This is a genomic window from Janthinobacterium psychrotolerans, from assembly GCF_001677885.1.
GTDB lineage: Bacteria > Pseudomonadota > Gammaproteobacteria > Burkholderiales > Burkholderiaceae_D > Janthinobacterium > Janthinobacterium psychrotolerans.
In genome coordinates, this window is the sequence record NZ_LOCQ01000061.1 from 338,757 (window position 1) to 353,932 (window position 15,176).

Consider the following 15,176-nt stretch of genomic DNA (forward strand, 5'->3'; position numbering starts at 1 on the left):
ATCCATTTCAGTGGGGAAATCAATGTACGACTCTCAATGGTAACTTGATGGTGATATGAATAGCGACCCTAGAATAACATGCGATCCTGCCAGCTCGCCAGCCATTGCTCTACAGGAAAAGGCCAGCCTGCGCAAAGCCCTGCTGGCCACCCGCCGCGCGCTGCCCGCAGCCACGCGCGCGCAATGGGATGCGGCCATCGCGCAGCGCCTGCTCGACTGGTGTACAACTGCAAACATTCCAGCGCTGGCCGTCTACTGGCCCCTGCATGGCGAACCGGACCTGCATGCTGCTTATGCAGAGCTGGCCGCGCGCGGCGTGGCGCTGGCTTTGCCGGTGGTACTGGAAAAACACGCGCCGCTGGCGTTTGCCAGCTGGACCCCGGGCGAGCCCATGGTCAAGGACGGCATGGGCGTGGCCGTGCCGGCCCATCTGCGCCTGCTGCCGGCGCCGCCGGTGCTGCTGGTGCCCTGCCTCGGTTTCAATGCCGAACGCTACCGGCTCGGCTACGGCGGCGGCTACTACGACCGCACGTTGGAACATGCGCCGCGCCCGCGCACCGTGGGCATCGCCTATGCTTGCCTGCAGGCGCAGTTTGCCAGCGGCCCATACGACATCGCCCTCGATCAAGTCGTGACCGAGGGCGATCTGCTGCAGCAAGCCGGAGGGATTACTTGACCAGCCGCTGCCACAAGGCGGTGGTGGGCGCCGCCTGGTTCATGCTGTAGAAATGCAGGCCCGGGGCGCCGCCTTCGAGCAAACGTTCGCACAGGCTGGTGACCACATCCAGGCCAAACGCCTTGATCGAGGCGCTGTCGTCGCCAAAGCTGGCCAGCTTCAGCCGCACCCAGCGTGGAATTTCCGCGCCGCACATGTCGGAAAAGCGCATCAGCTGCGTGTAGTTGGTGATCGGCATGATGCCGGCCACGATGGGCACGTTGATGCCCAGCTTCCGGGTCTGCTCGACAAACTGGAAATACGCGTCGGCATTGTAGAAGTACTGGGTAATGGCTGCGTCCGCACCGGCCTGTACCTTGCGCGCAAACGCCTGCAGATCGTCTTGCGGCGAGCGCGCCTGCGGGTGCACTTCCGGATAGGCCGCCACTTCGATATGGAAATGGTCGCCCGTCTCGGCGCGGATGAATTCCACCAGTTCGTTGGCGTAACGGAATTCACCCGAAGCGCCATAGCCACTGGGCAAGTCGCCGCGCAAGGCGACGATGCGGTTCACGCCGGCCGCCTTGAAGTCGGCCAGCACGGCGCGGATCGATTCGCGCGAACCGCCGACGCAGGACAGGTGCGGCGCGGCTTGTTCGCCGGCCGCCAGGATCTCGCGCACGGTGTCCAGGGTGCCCTGCTGCGTGGTGCCGCCGGCGCCGAAGGTCACCGAAAAATACTTCGGTTGCAATTCGGACAGCCTGGCGCGCGTGGCACGCAGTTTTTCCGCCCCTTCCGGGGTTTTCGGCGGGAAAAACTCAATACTGAAGTTATGGGTTGCCATCGCTTTTACTCAAAAGTAAGGTCGACAAGGCCCAGGAAATGATGCTGTACAGAATGGCGCCACCCACGGCCGACCAGAAACTGGCGACATGAAAGCCATCGACCACCTGTGCGACCAGCCAGAACAGGAAACCGTTGATAATCAGGATAAACAAGCCCAGCGAGACGAACGTCACGGGCAGGGTCAGCAGGACCAGCAAGGGACGGATCAGGGCGTTGACCAGCCCCAGCACGGCAGCGGCCAGCAGCGCGGTCCAGCCGCTGCTCATGCTCACCGAATGCATCAGGTAGGGAACGGCAAACAGGGCTGCCGCGTTGATCAACCAAATCAGGAGCAAGCGCATTTCTCTAGCCTGTCAAAAAGAAGAGTCAGGCCGGCGCCAGGCGCCGGCCCCGGGAGGGTGATGTACAGCCCGCCTATCGATCAGTAACGATAATGCTCTGGCTTGTAAGGGCCTTCTTGACGCACGCCGATGTAAGCGGCTTGCTCTTCAGTCAGTTCCGTCAGCTGCGCATTCAACTTTTTGAGTTGCAGGCGCGCGACTTTTTCATCGAGATGTTTCGGCAAGGTGTAGACGCCGACCGGGTAGTTGGCCGTGTTGGCGTACAGTTCGATCTGGGCGATCGTCTGGTTGGCGAACGACGAGCTCATCACGTACGACGGGTGGCCGGTACCGCAACCGAGGTTGACCAAACGGCCTTCGGCCAGCAGGATGATGCGGCGGCCCGACGGGAAGATGATGTGGTCGACTTGCGGCTTGATGTTTTCCCACTCGTATTGCTTGAGCGAGGCGACGTCGATTTCATTGTCGAAGTGACCAATGTTGCAGACGATGGCCTGGTCTTTCATGCGCGTCAGGTGGTCGTGCGTGAGGATATGGTAGTTGCCGGTGCAGGTGACAAAGATGTCGCCATGCTCGCAAGCATAATCCATGGTCACCACGCGGTAGCCTTCCATCGCCGCCTGCAGCGCGCAGATCGGATCGACTTCGGTCACCCACACTTGCGCCGACAGCGCGCGCATGGCCTGGGCCGAACCCTTGCCGACGTCACCATAACCGGCGATCACGGCCACTTTACCGGCGATCATCACGTCGGTGGCGCGCTTGATGCCGTCAACCAGCGATTCGCGGCAGCCATACAGGTTGTCGAATTTCGATTTGGTCACGGAATCGTTGACGTTAATCGCCGGGAAAGCCAGCTTGCCTTCCTTGTGCATCTGGTACAGGCGGTGCACGCCGGTGGTGGTTTCTTCGGTCACGCCGAGGATTTCCGGCAGGCGCTTCGAGTACCAGGTCGGGTCAACCAGCAGGCGCTGCTTGATCGAGTTGTACAGGCAGACTTCTTCGTCCGAGGTCGGGTTCGACAGTACCGAAGCATCGCTCTCGGCGCGCACGCCCAGGTGCAGCAGCAAGGTGGCGTCGCCGCCATCGTCGAGGATCATGTTCGAGTAGACAGCCTTGCCGTCGACCGAAGGCCATTCGAAGATGCGGTGCGTGTATTCCCAGTAGTCGTCGAGCGACTCGCCCTTGACGGCGAACACCGGCGTGCCGGCGGCGGCGATGGCGGCGGCGGCATGGTCTTGCGTGGAATAAATATTGCACGACGCCCAGCGCACTTGCGCGCCCAGTGCTTCCAGCGTCTGGATCAGCACGGCGGTCTGGATGGTCATGTGGATGGAACCGGTAATGCGCGCGCCCTTCAACGGCTGCGCCGCGGCGAATTCTTCGCGGATGGCCATCAGGCCAGGCATTTCCGTTTCAGCAATCTTGATTTCTTTGTCGCCCCATGCGGCCAAGGTGATATCGGCGATGGTGTAGTCGTGTTGCGATTTGAGTACGGCGTTCATCACGCCCTCCTTTCAGTTGTGAAAAAAGTACGTGAGCGCAGTTGCAGGATATTCCGAGCCTGGCGAATTTCTTCGTCGCAACGCTCCTCGGACTGTGTATCTTACCATCGGCCAGGCGTCAAGGGCAACCTTTAGCATGCCCAACAGCAAGCTTGTTTTACGGCTTGAGCGTCCAGTTCTTGCCCAGACTGAGGCATTTGGCGCGCTCGTCGTCATCGAGGCGCTGGGCCATTTCATCGGCCATGCCACGCAGCATCTCGGCCGAGGTTTTATCTTCCCGGCTGCCGTCAAGCGGATAGTTGGCGGCGCGCATGGCCCAGGTGCAGGTGATCACGGGATCGGGCTTGGTATTGCTACGCCAGGCATCGGGGTCCGTCGCCAGAAAACCACTGTCGGCGTAGATCGTGAGCACATACAGACTCTGCCGCACCGTCAATTGCCCCATCAGCTCGCTCAGTTCAGGCCCCGTGTCGATCACGCTGGTCAGGCCACCGTCGGGAAAAACCAGCTTGCCGCCCGCCGCCAGCATCAGCAGGGACTGGCGGTCGCCCTGCTCGGCACGCTCCAGTAATTGCCCTACCGTTATCGGCGCGGCGGCCGATGCCAGGCCGGACAGCGTCAACAAGATGGCAGAGAAGATAGCGGCGCGCAGAGCGGACATGGCATTCCTTGATGAATTTATGTTCAATATTGCATCCTATCATCATGATCGGCATGCCGGCGCGCCAATAAAAAAGCGCCCTCAGCCTTGCGGCGAGGGCGCTTTCTCAAGCAGCAGATACAATTATTTCAGGCCGGCCGCATCGCGCAGCAGCGCCACCTTGTCGGTGCGCTCCCATGTGAATTCCGGCTCTTCGCGGCCGAAGTGGCCGTAGGCGGCGCTCTTCTGGTAGATCGGGCGCAGCAGGTCGAGCATCTGCACGATGCCTTTCGGGCGCAAATCAAAATGCGCCAGCACCAGCTTGGCGATTTCGGTGTCGGGAATCACGCCCGTGCCTTCGGTGTAGACGGTGATATTGATCGGCTTGGCCACGCCGATGGCGTAGCTGACCTGCACCTGGCACTGGCGCGCCAGGCCGGCGGCGACGATGTTTTTCGCCACGTAGCGCGCGGCGTAGGCAGCCGAACGGTCGACTTTCGACGGGTCCTTGCCCGAAAACGCGCCGCCGCCGTGGGGCGCTGCGCCACCGTAGGTGTCGACGATGATCTTGCGGCCGGTCAGGCCGCAATCGCCTTGCGGGCCGCCGATGACGAAGCGGCCGGTCGGGTTGACCAGGAAGATGGTGTCGTTCAGCCATTCACGCGGCAGGATCGGCTTGATGATCTCTTCGACCACCGCTTCCTTGATCTGCGCATGCGTCATTTCCGGCGCATGCTGGGTCGACAGCACCACCGTGTGCACGCCGACCGGGCGGCCGTCGACATAGCGCAGTGTCACCTGCGATTTGGCGTCCGGACGCAGCCATGGCAGGCGGCCGTCCTTGCGCAGCTGCGACTGGCGCTCGACCAGGCGGTGCGCGTAATGGATGGCGGCCGGCATCAGCTCGGCCGTTTCGTCGCAGGCGTAGCCGAACATCAGGCCCTGGTCGCCGGCGCCCTGGTCGAGATCAATGCCCGCGCCTTCATCGACGCCTTGCGCGATGTCGGGCGATTGCTTGTCGTAGGCCACCAGCACGGCGCAACCCTTGTAGTCGATGCCGTATTCGGTGTTGTCGTAGCCGATGCGTTTGATGGTCTCGCGCGCAACTTGAATATAATCCACATTGGCGTGGGTGGTAATTTCACCGGCCAGCACCACCAGACCGGTGTTGCACAGCGTTTCGGCGGCCACGCGGGCGTTCGGGTCTTCGGTCAGGATGGCGTCGAGAATGGCGTCGGAAATTTGATCGGCAACCTTGTCGGGGTGGCCTTCGGAGACGGATTCGGAGGTGAAGAGATAATCGTTGGACATGCAAGCTCCTGTTTACTAGGTGAATGTTCTGTCGCAGTAAAGAGGATTTGCCTGCGACGCTTTAGCGATATTTATATTCCGCTTCGCAAGTTGTCTATTAACTCAGCGGGTACTACAACGTGGTATTTTACGCTTCTTAAAAAATTTTGGCAGTGCAACACGCCATACTTTAGAAACAGATCATTCATGCTCGTCCCCATCTTCCGCTTTTTATCCCGCTTTCCCCTGCCCTTCCTGCATGCGCTCGGCGCTGCGATGGGCTGGGCGATTTATGCCATTTCACCATCGTACCGCCGCCGCATGCGCGAGAACATGGCCGGTGCGGGGTTTTCGCAACACTTGCATGCGGCCGTGGCCGAAGCGGGCAAGAGCGTGCTGGAATTGCCTTTTATCTGGTGCGCGCCAGCCGAGCGCGTGGCGCGCCATGCGACGGTGGAAAACTGGCAACTGGTCGAACAGGCGCTGGCGCATGGCCGCGGCATCGTGTTCCTGACACCGCACCTGGGCTGCTTCGAGATCGTCGCCCAGCAGATCGCGCTGCGCACGGCGCTCACCGTCATGTACCGCCCACCCAAGCGCGCCGCCCTGAAACCCTTGATCGAAGGCGCACGCGCGCGTGAAAACCTGATGCTGGCGCCAGCCAATATGTCGGGCGTGCGCATCTTTGCCAAATGCCTCAAGAAGGGCCAGCCGATCGGCCTGCTGCCCGACCAGGTGCCGCAGGAAGGCGAAGGCGTGTGGGCCGAATTCTTCGGCCGCCCCGCCTACACCATGACGCTGCCGGCCAAGCTGGCGCAGATGGGCGGCGCCGAAGTCATCATTACCTATGCCGAGCGGCTGCCAGGCGGACGCGGCTACCGCGTGCATTTCGTGCCGTTTACCGGCTCGCTCGACGGCAGCTCGGCCGAACAGGCGCGCACCATCAATGCCGCCATGGAACAATTGATCGCGCGCAGCCCGGCGCAGTACCTGTGGAGCTACAACCGCTACAAGGTGCCGCGCGGCGCGCCGCCGCCGACACCGGCCACCACGGACGGAGCGCGAACATGAGGCTGCTGATCGGCTTGATGTGGCTGCTGCACTGGCTGCCCCTGCCCATTCTCGGCCGTTTCGGCGCCGGCATCGGCAATATTTTGTTTCTCGTGATGGGTCCGCGGCGCAAGATCGCCCTGACCAATTTGCGCCTGTGCATGCCGGAACTGACGGAACAGCAGCGCCGCACGCTGGCGCGCCAGCATTTCCAGGCGTATTCGCGCAGCGTCTGGGAGCGCAGCATCTTGTGGTGGGCCTCGGAAGCGCGCCTGAACCGCCTGATCAAAAAAGTGCCGGCGTTTCCCGGCCAGCAGATCGCCGACAAGCCGACCATTCTGCTGTGCCCGCATTTTGTCTGCCTGGACGTGGCCGGCGCCGCCACCGCCATGGAAATCGAAGCGTCGTCAATGTATGTGCAGCAAAAAAACGCCGTCTTCGACCAGGCGCTGCGCAACGGCCGCTCGCGCTTCAAGCCGTCGCGGCTGTTTACGCGCCAGGACGGCATCAAGACGATCTTGCGCGCGCTGCGCGACGGCCTGCCCTACTTCATGCTGCCGGACATGGATTTCGGCGAAAAAGACGCCGAATTCGTGCCGTTTTTCGGCGTGCCGGCCGCCACCCTGACGGCCACGGCGCGCCTGGCCATGGCCGCGCGCGCCCAGGTGATACCCGTGATTGCCACCTTTTTGCCCAATTACCAGGGCTGGCAGGTGACCTATTACCCGGCCTGGGACGACTATCCGGGCGACGATGTCACGGCCGCCACGCGCCGCATGAACGAATTCATCGAAGAGCGCGTGCGCGAAGCGCCGGCCGAATATTTCTGGACGCATAAACGCTTCAAGACGCGCCCGGCAGGCGAAGCGTCGTTCTACAACCAGCCCAAGCAAGGCAGCACAGCATGAAACTGAACTTTACCAAGATGCACGGCGCCGGCAATGACTTCATCGTCATCGACGCCATCAGCCAGCAAATCGATTTCACGCCCCAACAGTGGCAGCGCCTGGCCGACCGCCGTTTCGGCATCGGCGCCGACCAGATCCTGGTGGTGGAAGCGGCGCGCCTGCCCGGCTGCGATTTCCGCTACCGCATCTATAACAACGATGGCGGCGAAGTCGAGCAGTGCGGCAACGGCGCGCGCGCGTTTGTCAAATTCGTCAGCGAAAAAGGCTTGTCCGCCAAGCGCAGCATCAGCGTCGAAACCATGGCCGGCGTGATCGCGCCGCGCCTGGAACTCGATGGCAGCATCACGGTCGACATGGGCGCGCCGGTGCTCGATCCGGCCCTGGTGCCGTTCGACGCCAGCGGCCTGGACGGCGTCATGCAGGGCAATGACACGGCCTGGCCGCTCACCATCGCCTTGCCGGGGCAAGATGCAACGGTGCTGGTGTCGGTGGTGTCGATGGGCAACCCGCACGCGGTGCAGGTGGTCGATGATGTTGATGCGCAAGACCTGGAGACCTCGGGTCCGCTGATCGAACACCATCCGCGCTTTCCACGCCGGGTCAACGCCGGCTACATGCAGGTGCTCGACCGCCATCATGTGAAGTTGCGCGTGTATGAGCGGGGCGCCGGCGAAACCCTGGCCTGCGGCACCGGCGCCTGCGCCGCCGCCGCGGCCGGCATCCTGCGCGGCCTGCTCGACTCCCCGGTACGCATCAGCGCGCGCGGCGGCGAACTGTCGATCGCCTGGCAGGGACCAGGCCAGCCGGTCCTGATGACCGGCCCGGCCGTGACGGTGTTCGAAGGCCAGATCGAGGTTTAGAGCGCCTATCAAAACCTGCTGCGCGTCGGCATTTGCGGTCTGCGATGCTCACTGCCTCGGCGGCCCCGTACCTCCGTACCGTTGCGCTTCTCAACCACAACTACCTTCCGCTCGCTACGGTTTTGTCAGGCGTAGTTAAGCGGCCAGGGCCTCCTGCTCCTGCGGCGCGTCCAGTTCCGCCAGATAGCATTTCAGGCGGTACAGACGCTGCCGGTAATTGCCCTCCGGACCGTCCAGGCCACAATCGACGCGTTCGAACGTGCGCAGCACCTGGTCGAGCACCTGGCGTTCCTGGGCCGAGCCGATCAGCGCCAGTCGCCGCTTGCCGCGGCCATGCGCGGCGCTGATATCGATCAGCAAGCAATGTCCCTGGTCCGCCGCATGGATATCGAGCAACAGCGCTTCGGCGCGCGTCAGGTGGAAGCAGCGCGCCAGCGCCAGCCGCCCCGCCAGCAAGGGCTGGCTCAGGTCGAGGTCGCGCTTGAGCGCGGCATTGGGGGCGCTGGCAAACTGGCCCCAGTCGCCCGGCTCGGCGCGCGGCGCGATTTTTGCCAGTACCGCTTCGGCCTCGCCGCTGCCTTGCGACTGCGCCTGCAGCAGCCAGTAGGCGGCGCGCACGTCGCTGTTGACGCCGTCGCGGCGGTTACGCCAGGCATGCATGCCGCATTCGAGCTGGGCCGGCCCATGGCCCAGGTCGGCGGCGCGTTCCAGGCAGCAATGCGCTTCGACCACATTACGCTGGGAAAATTCGGGTTTGGTATAAATGCGCGACAGCACGAACCAGGCTTCGGCCAGGCCCTGCTCGCCGGCCTGCGTCAGCCAGCGCACGGCGCGCTTGAAATTGGCGGCGCCATTGCGTGCGGCCAGCTTGCGGCCATGGGCGTCCATGCGCGCATAGCCGAGACCCAGTTCCAGCTGCGCGGCGCGGTCGCCGCCATGCGCCGCCAGTTCGCAGCACTGCCAGCTCTCGGTGCAGCCAGTGGGCGCCAGCGCCTGCGCGCAGCGCGACAGCAGCAGCACCTGGGCCGGTGTCAGGGCGATGCTGCGCGCGCCGTTGACGGGCTGGCGCTGCAGCAATTCGCGCGCCAGCGGCATCGCATGCGTGAGAAAGCCGGCCTGGTCGCCCGACAGCCAGGCCTGCTCCAGCCACGCTTCGCCGCCGCGCTGTGCCACCGGACCTTGCGCGCCGTCCTGCCGCGACAGCAGCCATTGCGCATCGGGCAAGCCGGCCCGCGCCGCCGCTTCCAGTCCCAGCCTGGCCTTGGCGCGTATCGCCTCGCCGTGGCTGGCGCAGTCGGCCAGCACCAGTTGCGCCAGTACCAGGCCGGCCTGCGCCAGGCCGGCGTCAAACGCCTGTTCATAATAGGGGATCAGCGCCCTGGCGCCCGCTTGCGCCAGTTCGAACGGCACATGCGTGCCGATCAACAGACACGCCTCCTCGCTGCCGTCCTGCGCCGCGCGCGCCAGCCAGTGCAAGGCCGTCGGCACGCTTTTCGGCACGCCGTGGCCAAACAGATACACTCTGCCCAGCGCCAGCTGGCAACTGACATCGCCCGCACGCGCTCCCTTGATCAATCCTAAAATTTCGCGATTTGCCATCGATTCTCTATATTGAGTCAATGATTCTAATAATCTGCTGTCTCCACGCTTGTCACGGTATCACGCGCGTTGAAAACGCTGTCACGCCGTGCAAACTGTTACATAGTGTAACGTCGTTACGTGCCGAATCGCCCATGGACGATGGGGAAATTGATTAATCGCAATATTTTCTTTGCTTACAAGAGCAGCGGACGGACACCAATAAAGGCACGCCAAGGGGCAGTGACAGGGCCAGGCGCAGCACACGGGAAAAAGCCGGCGTTACGAAAATACAACAGCACAAGCTGCTTGTTGGGCTTTCCACCAATTTTTTCATCCATATTTGACCAATCCCACGCGTGCGCCGTGCCGAAGAATTAAGGTTGACTCATCGAAACGCGGCACTCGGCGCCTTTCACTCTGCTCGGATCTCTGACGGAAACCACTTTAACTAGGGAAAAAGACATGAAAAAATCACTCGTTGCCCTCGCCCTCTTCGGCGCCTTCGCCGCTACCGCGCAAGCACAATCGTCGGTTCAGATCTACGGCACCATCGATGCCGGCCTGGGCAAGACGACGGGCTCGACCACCGCTGTCACCAAGCGCGATAACAACAAGCTGGGTTTCAAGGGTACGGAAGATCTGGGCAATGGCCTGAAAGCTATTTTCCAACTGGAAATCCGCTATGAATCGGACACCGGTACACTGGAAAGCAATGCGCGCCCACTGTTCCAGGGCCAGAGCCGCGTCGGCCTGCAAGGCAACTTCGGTACCATCCGCCTGGGCCGTGGCCTGACCGCCTTCCAGGAATCGAGCACCGCATTCGAACCATGGTCCGGCATGCCGACCCGCGCTGGTTTCCAGACCGATATCACGGTCGCTGGCTATACCAGTGATCCGCTGAGCCCGGCAGGCAATTCGCAGAACCGTTTCTCGAACGCCGTGTTCTATAACTCGACAGTGTTCAGCGGCTTCCAGTTCAACGCCACCGTGGCGGCCAAGGAAGCGAACGGCAACGCCGCCGTGGGTGGTACCCTGCGCAACGCGATCAGCAACCCGAACGGCAACTTTGTCGTGCCAGGCAACGTCGCGCCGGCTTCGAACCCTTACTCGATGTCGCTCACCTATAACTACGGCCAGTTCGCCGCCATGGGCGCCTACGAGCGCAATGGCCTGCAAGCCAAGCTGTGGTCGGTTGCCGCCTCGTTCAATCCGGTGCCAGAACTGAAACTGATGGCGTCGTACCAGCATCAGGACGACAGCAACTTCAAGATCGTCAATACCGACACCAAGGCATGGCTGATCGGCGCCAACTACGACGTCGGACCGGGCAAGATTCGCGTAGGTTATGGCCAGAAAACGCCGGACGGCGTGGTCAAGACCAAGCAGGCATCGCTGGGCTATGACTACAACCTGTCGAAACGCACCTACCTCTACGCTGATATTTCAAATAAGAAACTGGCCAATTACTCGGTCAACGCCGGCGTCTATACCGGCAACTATAATGTTTCGCGTACCGACAATTACGTCGGCATCGGCTTGCATCACAACTTCTGATGACCTGAGCCGCCAGGCCTGACCGGCGGCACATGGAAGACCAAGCGGCATGGGCAACCATGCCGCTTTTTTCATGGCCGCACGCTTTTGCCGCATCCTGCGGCGCGCTGTCGGTTAGAATCAGGCGATTTCCATGACTACTGATTGCCTCCATCAATGACCGCACCACTCGACGCAAACACTGTCGCCCAGTATCTGAGCGAGCATCCGAACTTTTTCGAAGAACACACCGCCCTGCTCGGTGAGGTCAAGCTGAGCAGCCCGATCACGGGGCGCACCATCTCGCTGCAGGAACGGCAGATGGAAGTGATGCGCGACAAGTACAAGGCGCTCGAGCTGCGCATGTCCAACCTCAGCCGCGTGGCCCAGGAAAACGGCGCCATCGCCAACAAATTCCATGGCTGGAACCAGGCCATGCTGCAGGTACGCGACGACGGCGCCATGCCGCGCGTGCTGGTCGACGCCCTGCAAAGCCATTTTGACGTACCCCATGCCAGCCTGCGGCTGTGGCAGCTGGCGCCCGAGTTCAACGACGCCTGGTACGCCCAGGATGTGACGGCCGACGTGCGCATGTTCGCCAACAGCCTGCAAACCCCGTATTGCGGCAGCAACCGCGATTTCGAAGCCGTGCACTGGCTGCAATCGGACAAGATCGCCTCGACCGTGATGATCGCCCTGCGCGCACCGGGCGGCAGCGGCACCTTCGGCCTGCTGGTGCTCGGTTCGCCCGACAGCGAACGCTTCACCTCCAGCATGGGTACCGATTTCCTCGTGCATATCGGCGCCACCGCCAGCGCGGCGCTGGCCGCCTTGCGCGCGCCGGCGTAAGGCCATGAGCACGGCGCGCGGCAAGGCCGAGTGGCTGGCCGCTTACCTGGCGCAGCTGGCCACCCAGCGCAAGCTGTCGCCGCACACCGTGGCGGCCTACGGGCGCGACCTGCGCGAATTGCTGGTGCTGAGCGGCGATATCGCCTGGGATGCGCTGGCGCACAACGAGCTGCGCCGCTACACCTCGAAACTGCACGCGGGCGGCCTGGAACCGCGTTCCATCGCCCGCAAGCTGTCGGCCTGGCGCGGCTTTTTCGACTGGCTCAGCGGCGAGACGGTACTGGCCGCCAACCCGGTCGACGGCATCCGCGCGCCCAAGCGCTCAAAGAGCTTGCCCAAGGCCCTGTCGGTCGATGACGCAGTGCGCCTGGTGGCGCCCGCGCCGCACCAGCAGGGCAAGGCCGAGCGTGAAGAACTGTGCAGCCGCGCCATGTTCGAACTGCTGTATTCGAGCGGCCTGCGCGTGTCGGAACTGACCAGCCTGGACACCCATTATCACAAGGCCGGGGACGGCCAGCCCGCGTCACTGGGCTGGATCGACATGGCCAGCTTTGAAGTGGTGGTAACCGGCAAGGGCAACAAGATGCGCAAGGTGCCGGTCGGCAAGGCCGCCCTGGTCGCCCTGGCGGCCTGGCTGGCCGTGCGCCCGCCTTCGAGCGACGGCAGCGCGGCGCTGTTTTTGAGCCGCCGCGGCACGCGCATCTCGCCGCGCGTGCTGCAGCTGCGCCTGAAAGCCCATGGACTGGCGACCGGCATTCCCGCCAATGTGCATCCGCACGTGCTGCGCCACTCGTTCGCCTCGCATGTGCTGCAATCGTCGGGCGACTTGCGGGCGGTGCAGGAAATGCTGGGCCACGCGAGCATCACCTCGACCCAGGTGTATACGGCGCTCGACTTCCAGCACCTGTCGCAGGTGTACGACAAGACCCATCCGCGCGCCAAGGTCAAGTAAAAGACCCGCAAGCTCGGTGGTGTGATCCATGTCAAGCCGATTCCCGCGCATTTGCAAGCATTTGTGAAATTCCGGCATAATCGTCCGGATACGCCGACAACAACGGCGGCAACATCGACTCACCGCATAGGTTTATTACATGGCAATGATCCCCGCTACCATCCTCACCGGCTTCCTGGGCGCCGGCAAAACCACGTTGCTCAACCGCATCTTGCAGGAAGACCACGGCATGCGCATCGCCGTGATCGAAAATGAATTTGGCCAGGAAAACATCGACAATGAAATCCTGGTGCAGGATAGCAGCGAACAGATCATTGAAATGAACAACGGCTGCATCTGCTGCACCGTGCGCGGCGACCTGATCGTGGCGCTGACGGCGCTGGCGCAAAAGCGCGATGCGGGCACCTTGTCCTTTGACCGCGTCGTCATCGAAACGACGGGCCTGGCCAATCCCGGGCCGGTGGCGCAAACCTTTTTTGTCGATGAAGAAGTGGGCAGCCATTACATGCTCGACGCCATCATCACCGTGGTCGACGCGCGCCATGCCATGCAGCAACTCGACGACTACGAGGAGGCCCAGCGCCAGGTCGGCTTTGCCGACAAGCTGCTGCTGTCGAAAACCGATCTGGTCAGTGCAGACGAGCTCGATACCCTGAGCCGCCGCCTGAAACGCATCAATCCGCGCGCACCGATAGGCAAAGTCGACTTCGGCCGCGCGCCGATCGCCGAAGTGCTCGATATCCGCGGCTTCAACCTGAACGAAAAGCTGGAACTGGACCCGGATTTCCTGGCCACCGAAAGCGCGCATGTCCATGATCATGACCATCCGCACGCGCACGGACATGAGCACGGAGATGAGCACGGAGATGAGCATGAGCACAGCGATGCCTGCGCCACCGATTGCGGCCATGCCGACCACCATCACGCACATCACAGCGACGATATTGCCGCCTTTGTTTTCAAGAGCACGCAGCCGTTCGACAGCGCCAGGCTCGACGAATTCCTCGGTGGCCTGGTGCAGGTGTATGGCCCGCGCATGCTGCGCTACAAGGGCGTCCTGCTGATGCAGGGCGCCGAGCGCAAGGTGGTGTTCCAGGGCGTGCACCAGCTGATGGGCAGTGACCTGGGCGCCAAATGGGGCGAGGATGAAGTACGCGGCAGCAAAATGGTATTTATTGGCAAAAATCTACCAAAAGATATTTTTATTCGCGGACTCGAACAGTGTTTGGTATAAACTAGCCGGGTTTTGCGATTTACCCATTGCAAACAAGCAAGGGAAAGTCAAGCATGCTTTCCCGCTGTCCGCAGGCAAACTTGCCGGTATCAACCGAGAGGGGCGACAGATGATCGCTCCGGCAACAAATCGGGATGGCAATATACCGCAAAGCGTGCCAAAATCAGCGACGAAAACGGCCCCTGTCGTGAGCCTGTCATGAAAGGCTGGCAAACTGCCCATGGCGGCACGCCAGGCATGCAACCGATCCACCCAACACGCCCGTCGACGCCCCTGCAGCGAGACTGGCATAAAGCGGTAAAAAGTTATCAACATGGCACCATGATCGGACCCTGGTCCGGACCGGTGCCGGCAAGCCAAGGTCGCAAGCAGTACATCCGGACAGCAATGCCCAGCGGAACCTGTACAGTTGCTCGGCATCGCCGCATCAACTGATCAATTTGAAAACTCTGTCGTATCGAAGGTAAGCGAAGTCATGACCAAAACTAATAAATCGACCCCGGCCGCCAATCAGGACATCCCTGTCATCAGCGAAGAAGCGATTCGCGCCATGAGCGAGGATGACTACATGAATCCGGCGCAACTGGCATTCTTCAAGGCGCGCCTGCAACAGCTGGAAAAAGAGCTGCTGAAAAACGCCGGCGAAACCACCGAACACCTGCGCGAAACCGTGCTGGTACCCGATCCGGCCGACCGCGCCACCATCGAGGAAGAGCATGCGCTGGAACTGCGCACGCGCGACCGCGAACGCAAACTGCTGAAAAAAGTGCAGCAATCGATCGCCAGCATCGACGCCGGCGACTATGGCTGGTGCGAAGAAACGGGCGAGCCGATCGGCATTCCGCGCCTGATCGCGCGCCCGACCGCCACCCTGTCGCTGGAAGCGCAGCAACGGCGCGAACTGAAACAGAAACTGTACGGCGACTGATTTT

The 15,176-nt window shown here is 62.2% G+C and carries 15 protein-coding genes and 1 riboswitch; of the genes, 9 read left to right on the forward strand and 6 right to left on the reverse strand.

The annotated features are described in order from the left end of the window. Positions 1–55: 55 nt before the first annotated feature. Positions 56–676 (forward strand): 5-formyltetrahydrofolate cyclo-ligase, encoded by a 621-nt coding sequence (locus ASR47_RS23550; protein WP_082989123.1) that lies wholly within the window; start codon positions 56–58, stop codon positions 674–676. Here the strand turns inward: ASR47_RS23550 and metF are convergent. The 5 genes from metF to metK form a co-directional block, all read right to left on the reverse strand. Continuing rightward, positions 669–1,499, reverse strand: coding sequence for a methylenetetrahydrofolate reductase [NAD(P)H] (gene metF, locus ASR47_RS23555; RefSeq protein ID WP_065310204.1), 831 nt, complete (start codon positions 1,497–1,499; stop codon positions 669–671). The genes ASR47_RS23550 and metF overlap by 8 nt on opposite strands. After that, the gene (locus ASR47_RS23560) at positions 1,486–1,842 is read right to left on the reverse strand and encodes a phage holin family protein (protein ID WP_065310205.1); all 357 of its coding nucleotides are present in this window, start codon (positions 1,840–1,842) and stop codon (positions 1,486–1,488) included. The genes metF and ASR47_RS23560 overlap by 14 nt, the downstream gene beginning before the upstream one ends. A gap of 80 nt (positions 1,843–1,922) precedes the next feature. Then, a complete protein-coding gene (ahcY, locus tag ASR47_RS23565) occupies positions 1,923–3,347 on the reverse strand; it encodes an adenosylhomocysteinase (protein ID WP_065310206.1) in 1,425 nt (474 codons plus the stop codon). A gap of 26 nt (positions 3,348–3,373) precedes the next feature. Further along, positions 3,374–3,442: riboswitch (S-adenosyl-L-homocysteine riboswitch) on the reverse strand. A gap of 62 nt (positions 3,443–3,504) precedes the next feature. Continuing rightward, a complete protein-coding gene (locus ASR47_RS23570; RefSeq protein WP_065310207.1) occupies positions 3,505–4,008 on the reverse strand; it encodes a hypothetical protein in 504 nt (167 codons plus the stop codon). Between the two features lie 123 nt (positions 4,009–4,131). Continuing rightward, the gene (metK, locus tag ASR47_RS23575; RefSeq protein ID WP_065310208.1) at positions 4,132–5,298 is read right to left on the reverse strand and encodes a methionine adenosyltransferase; all 1,167 of its coding nucleotides are present in this window, start codon (positions 5,296–5,298) and stop codon (positions 4,132–4,134) included. Positions 5,299–5,484: 186 nt separating this feature from the next. Here metK and ASR47_RS23580 point away from each other — a divergent pair, with 186 nt between their 5' ends. From ASR47_RS23580 to dapF, 3 genes are read left to right on the forward strand one after another with little or no spacing between them, the layout of a single operon-like run. Then, complete coding sequence (locus ASR47_RS23580; protein WP_065310209.1) at positions 5,485–6,348, forward strand: lysophospholipid acyltransferase family protein; 864 nt, start codon at positions 5,485–5,487, stop codon at positions 6,346–6,348. Continuing rightward, positions 6,345–7,235 (forward strand): LpxL/LpxP family acyltransferase, encoded by an 891-nt coding sequence (locus ASR47_RS23585; protein ID WP_065310210.1) that lies wholly within the window; start codon positions 6,345–6,347, stop codon positions 7,233–7,235. The genes ASR47_RS23580 and ASR47_RS23585 overlap by 4 nt, the downstream gene beginning before the upstream one ends. Further along, entirely contained in the window at positions 7,232–8,095 is an 864-nt protein-coding gene (gene dapF, locus ASR47_RS23590) for a diaminopimelate epimerase (RefSeq protein WP_065310211.1), read from the forward strand. The genes ASR47_RS23585 and dapF overlap by 4 nt, the downstream gene beginning before the upstream one ends. Positions 8,096–8,230: 135 nt before the next feature. Here dapF and ASR47_RS23595 read toward each other — a convergent pair whose 3' ends face one another. Then, positions 8,231–9,694, reverse strand: a complete 1,464-nt coding sequence (locus ASR47_RS23595; RefSeq protein WP_065310212.1) for a tetratricopeptide repeat protein — start codon at positions 9,692–9,694, stop codon at positions 8,231–8,233. Between the two features lie 444 nt (positions 9,695–10,138). Here ASR47_RS23595 and ASR47_RS23600 point away from each other — a divergent pair, with 444 nt between their 5' ends. The 5 genes from ASR47_RS23600 (at position 10,139) to dksA (ending at position 15,172) form a co-directional block, all read left to right on the forward strand. Then, entirely contained in the window at positions 10,139–11,230 is a 1,092-nt protein-coding gene (locus ASR47_RS23600) for a porin (protein ID WP_065310213.1), read from the forward strand. Positions 11,231–11,386: 156 nt separating this feature from the next. Beyond that, positions 11,387–12,058: a DUF484 family protein gene (locus tag ASR47_RS23605; protein ID WP_065310214.1), complete on the forward strand. Its 672-nt coding sequence runs from the start codon at positions 11,387–11,389 to the stop codon at positions 12,056–12,058. 4 nt (positions 12,059–12,062) lie between these two features. After that, the gene (locus ASR47_RS23610) at positions 12,063–13,010 is read left to right on the forward strand and encodes a tyrosine recombinase XerC (RefSeq protein ID WP_065310215.1); all 948 of its coding nucleotides are present in this window, start codon (positions 12,063–12,065) and stop codon (positions 13,008–13,010) included. Positions 13,011–13,149: 139 nt separating this feature from the next. Further along, a complete protein-coding gene (locus ASR47_RS23615; protein ID WP_065310216.1) occupies positions 13,150–14,244 on the forward strand; it encodes a CobW family GTP-binding protein in 1,095 nt (364 codons plus the stop codon). Positions 14,245–14,719: 475 nt separating this feature from the next. Beyond that, positions 14,720–15,172 carry an RNA polymerase-binding protein DksA gene (gene dksA, locus ASR47_RS23620; RefSeq protein WP_065310217.1) on the forward strand — a complete coding sequence of 151 codons (453 nt, stop codon included), beginning with the start codon at positions 14,720–14,722 and terminating at the stop codon, positions 15,170–15,172. Positions 15,173–15,176: the final 4 nt, after the last annotated feature.

Excerpts from the sequence above, each read along its gene's own strand:
- ASR47_RS23570 (WP_065310207.1), bottom strand. The coding sequence starts at position 4,008 with ATGTCCGCTCTGCGCGCCGCTATCTTCTCTGCCATCTTGTTGACGCTG.
- ASR47_RS23580 (WP_065310209.1), top strand. The coding sequence starts at position 5,485 with ATGCTCGTCCCCATCTTCCGCTTTTTATCCCGCTTTCCCCTGCCCTTC.
- ASR47_RS23605 (WP_065310214.1), top strand. The coding sequence starts at position 11,387 with ATGACCGCACCACTCGACGCAAACACTGTCGCCCAGTATCTGAGCGAG.
- ahcY (WP_065310206.1), bottom strand. The coding sequence starts at position 3,347 with ATGAACGCCGTACTCAAATCGCAACACGACTACACCATCGCCGATATC.
- metK (WP_065310208.1), bottom strand. The coding sequence starts at position 5,298 with ATGTCCAACGATTATCTCTTCACCTCCGAATCCGTCTCCGAAGGCCAC.
- ASR47_RS23595 (WP_065310212.1), bottom strand. The coding sequence starts at position 9,694 with ATGGCAAATCGCGAAATTTTAGGATTGATCAAGGGAGCGCGTGCGGGC.
- ASR47_RS23585 (WP_065310210.1), top strand. The coding sequence starts at position 6,345 with ATGAGGCTGCTGATCGGCTTGATGTGGCTGCTGCACTGGCTGCCCCTG.
- ASR47_RS23550 (WP_082989123.1), top strand. The coding sequence starts at position 56 with ATGAATAGCGACCCTAGAATAACATGCGATCCTGCCAGCTCGCCAGCC.
- dapF (WP_065310211.1), top strand. The coding sequence starts at position 7,232 with ATGAAACTGAACTTTACCAAGATGCACGGCGCCGGCAATGACTTCATC.
- dksA (WP_065310217.1), top strand. The coding sequence starts at position 14,720 with ATGACCAAAACTAATAAATCGACCCCGGCCGCCAATCAGGACATCCCT.
- ASR47_RS23610 (WP_065310215.1), top strand. The coding sequence starts at position 12,063 with ATGAGCACGGCGCGCGGCAAGGCCGAGTGGCTGGCCGCTTACCTGGCG.
- ASR47_RS23615 (WP_065310216.1), top strand. The coding sequence starts at position 13,150 with ATGGCAATGATCCCCGCTACCATCCTCACCGGCTTCCTGGGCGCCGGC.
- ASR47_RS23560 (WP_065310205.1), bottom strand. The coding sequence starts at position 1,842 with ATGCGCTTGCTCCTGATTTGGTTGATCAACGCGGCAGCCCTGTTTGCC.
- metF (WP_065310204.1), bottom strand. The coding sequence starts at position 1,499 with ATGGCAACCCATAACTTCAGTATTGAGTTTTTCCCGCCGAAAACCCCG.
- ASR47_RS23600 (WP_065310213.1), top strand. The coding sequence starts at position 10,139 with ATGAAAAAATCACTCGTTGCCCTCGCCCTCTTCGGCGCCTTCGCCGCT.